3 protein-coding genes are annotated in these 3,495 nt (G+C 30.0%); all 3 read left to right on the top strand.

Features of this window, described 5'->3' with window-relative positions:
- On the top strand, positions 1–961 hold a 961-nt coding region (locus P8M54_RS06725), incomplete at its 5' end, for a type I restriction endonuclease (protein ID WP_300286518.1).
- Between the two features lie 294 nt (positions 962–1,255).
- Complete coding sequence (locus P8M54_RS06720) at positions 1,256–1,729, top strand: hypothetical protein (RefSeq protein WP_300286516.1); 474 nt, start codon at positions 1,256–1,258, stop codon at positions 1,727–1,729.
- 169 nt (positions 1,730–1,898) lie between these two features.
- Positions 1,899–3,008 carry a histidinol-phosphate transaminase gene (locus P8M54_RS06715; RefSeq protein ID WP_300286513.1) on the top strand — a complete coding sequence of 370 codons (1,110 nt, stop codon included), beginning with the start codon at positions 1,899–1,901 and terminating at the stop codon, positions 3,006–3,008.
- Positions 3,009–3,495: the final 487 nt, after the last annotated feature.

Genomic DNA, 3,495 nt, shown 5'->3' with positions numbered 1-3,495 from the left:
TAATAAATTAAAAGAAATGTTTCTTCTTGATGAAGAAACAGCAAAAGGTATTAATATTTCAATAAACGATAGTGAAAGTAAAATTTTAGAAAAATTTTACGAAGCAGAAGCTAAAAAAACTGCTCATGTTGACGCTTCCATAAAAGCATCGATTGATAAACTTGACGAACTAGATACTAAAAGTGAAAATTATCCTGAATTATTAAAGCAAGAAGTTGAAAAATTAGTAAAAGTTATTCCTTTGCAAAACAAAACCTCTTTAACACATTATGTGGCTAGGCGAAAACTAGTTCTTGACTTATTTCAAAAAATATTAGATAGAAAACTACAAACCCAGATTGCAAATAAAGCTAATTATGATGAAGCTTTAATACATAATTTACTTTTTCAACAACAATCTACAAACTCTGACACATCAGATTTGTGGATTATAAACGAAGATTTTATATATTTTAAAGGCTCTTCCGAAAAACAGTTAAGTAAATTAGAAATAGATGGTAAAAAAGTTTTTAAATCTACTTTTACAGATGAAGAAAATAAATATTTACATTCTCTAGGAGAAAACAGAAAAATTAAACGCCCTGACGTGTTATTATTTCCTGATGAAGGTAAGTGTATAATAATTGAATTTAAAACACCTGAGACAAATATTGCAGAACATTTAACTCAAATAAATTTGTATTCAAGCTTAATTAGAAATTATTCCGAAGATAATTTTCAAATAACCACTTTCTACGGATATTTAATTGGCGAAAGTATTGAGCCTAATGATGTAATGGGCAGAGTTAGTAGCTTTGAATATTCTTATCATTTAGATTATCTATTTAAACCTTCTGAAAAAGTTAAAGGTTTTAATGGTAAGCCAGATGGTTCAATTTATACAGAGGTAATTAAATATTCAACCTTGTTAGAAAGAGCTAGAAGGCGTAATAAAATTTTTATAGACAAACTTAATTCATAAAAAACACTACTGCCAATAGTAGTGCATGCTGCACAACTAACCTTTTGTTTAATTTCGATTACTTTTCACGAACAGTAAGTTTATAAAGTTAAGTAATTCAAATAAATATAATTTTTTAGTTTTCCTTTTTAGACTAATATTACTTAAAATTGCGTTGTGCAACAGCTTCAGCAGTTTCCAAAAATTGTTAAATATGTAGTAAATTCACCTACAAATTTAATATAAAAAAAGTTAGGAGACCTTTTAAGCCAAACCACAAAATCAACCAAATAAAAACTTAAAAAGAATTAATTAGTGGAAAAATTTCAAACATTAATTCAAATCATTTTTGGATGTACAAGCATCTATTTTGCGATACGATTTTTTATAGATAAACGTAGGGATATCAAAAATATAGCAGATAAAATTAGCGCTGAAACAGAACAAACAAATGATTTGAAAATAGAATCATACGTGTACAGGTATGTTGTATTAAATTTTGGAACAGAATTTAATTATTGTAAATTTTACTTTTTTGAAGACGAAATTTACTTGTACTGCCGATTTACATATCCGAAGAATTTTTATCAAGCTCCTTTTATTTTGAAATACAAAGACGAAAATGATTATTCCTATTTCAGTAAATTTATTGTAACAAAATTTATTCAAAGCGGAAATGATTTGAAAATACAATTCAAAAATAAAAATCTGATTGGAACAAATTTAACTCTGTATATTGTCGATATACCAGAAAACGATAAAAAAATTTTAATTGAAAAATTTAAATAGAAAAACAGCAGGTTAATGCATTTCTCTATAATGGCAAAGTAAGCTGTGCTTTCTTATCCATTTCCCATCACAAATTACCTCATTCAAGTAGTAAACCCATACTTACAACTTTAACGGTTGACAACTGTAACAAAGCATCTCTATATAAAGTCTAATAGAAAAAAGAAGGATGGAAAAGAGAAGAAGACTTTGGCTGAAACAAGTTGGATTAGGCTTTGCAAGCATTGGATTAGCAAACGTTAAATCGTATGCATCACCTACTTTACCACAGGAGATTTTATCTATTGCAGATAAAGACAACCTGATTTTTTTACGCTCCAACGAAAACCCTTACGGACCATCACCTTTAGCCCGAAAAGTTTTGGTTGAGCATGCCAGTAGCAGCAACCGCTACAATTGGGATATTGCAAATCAACTAATTTCTGATCTCGCAAACAAAAATAGTGTTGCCACTGAAAACATACTGCTAGGAGCTGGCTCAACTGAAATTTTAGATTTGGTTGCCAAATTGGTAGCTCTTAACAAAGGAAATTACGTGATCGCCGACCCAAGCTATGATTATTGGACTGATACATTGGATAATTTTGGTTTAGTCAAAAATAAAGTACCGCTTACAGCCAATAAGAAAATTGATTTACAAGAGATGTTCAAGGCTGTAAATCAGGAAACAAAACTTATTTATATTTGTAACCCCAATAACCCAACGGGAACAATCCTTGAAAGAGCAGCATTAATTGAATTTATCAGTAAGATTCCGCAAAACACAGTAATCCTAGTTGACGAGGCCTATTTAGACTTTACTCCACAACAATCGCTAGCTGGTCTTGTAAACCAACACAAAAATCTAATTATCACAAAAACATTTTCTAAAATGTATGGTTTAGCTGGAGCGCGTATTGGCTATGCCATTGCCAACAAAACAATAATTGAGAGCTTAACTAATTTACAGTCCAATACCAATAATAGCGTTAGCGTACTATCAAAACTTGCTGCAATCGCTTCCCTTAAAGATGATCAATTTGTCTCAAATTGCTACTCCCTAAATGCCAGTGTCAAAGAATTTACAAGCAACGAACTCAAAAAATTGCATTGCGACTGTATTGATTCTAATACAAATTTCATCTATTTTTCTCTTGCAAAGTACACCAAAGATTATTTCAAACTATTAGAAGAGCATAAGATCGAAGGAGGAAGAATATATGAAGAAGAAGGTAAATGGACCAGAATTACAGTAGGAACAATGGACGAGATGAAAAAATTCATAAGAGCAATTCAATAGCAAATACCTTGAAAAACTGTTTGAAAGAGATCAAGCTATCTTTTCTCTGTTTATCCTTCGAAAGAAATTTGATTCTAGCGGCGCGGATTGTATCTGGAATTATCCAATCTCGCATAAAATAAAAACGAGCTCAATCCATTAAAAATTAATCGTAATGAAGTCAAAACTTACTATCTCTGAATTTAGAAAAAGGTTAAAAGAAAACACAAAAATCGGAAGACCCGAGTTGCAATTATCTCTAGGCCCGTTCTCGATTTTTTTTCTCAGTTCAAAGATTTTTTATGGCAATTTTGACGATTCGACTTTTCGACTGACAAAAAATTATAATTTTAGTTCGGATTTTTATATTCTAAAAGGTAAATATCAAAAAAGTAATGGTATCGTAAAACTGAATTATAGTGTATAACCTATTATTAAAACAGGAATCATTTGAATAAAATATTTTCCCTTTATTGCAATTATTGGGTTCAATTTCTTTCTCTTTTAT

The organism is Flavobacterium sp., assembly GCF_029242675.1.
Taxonomy (GTDB): domain Bacteria; phylum Bacteroidota; class Bacteroidia; order Flavobacteriales; family Flavobacteriaceae; genus Flavobacterium.
Note: the sequence above shows the minus strand (reverse complement) of the source record. Positions and strands in the feature narration are given on the sequence as shown.

Excerpts from the sequence above, each read along its gene's own strand:
- P8M54_RS06715 (WP_300286513.1), top strand. The coding sequence starts at position 1,899 with ATGGAAAAGAGAAGAAGACTTTGGCTGAAACAAGTTGGATTAGGCTTT.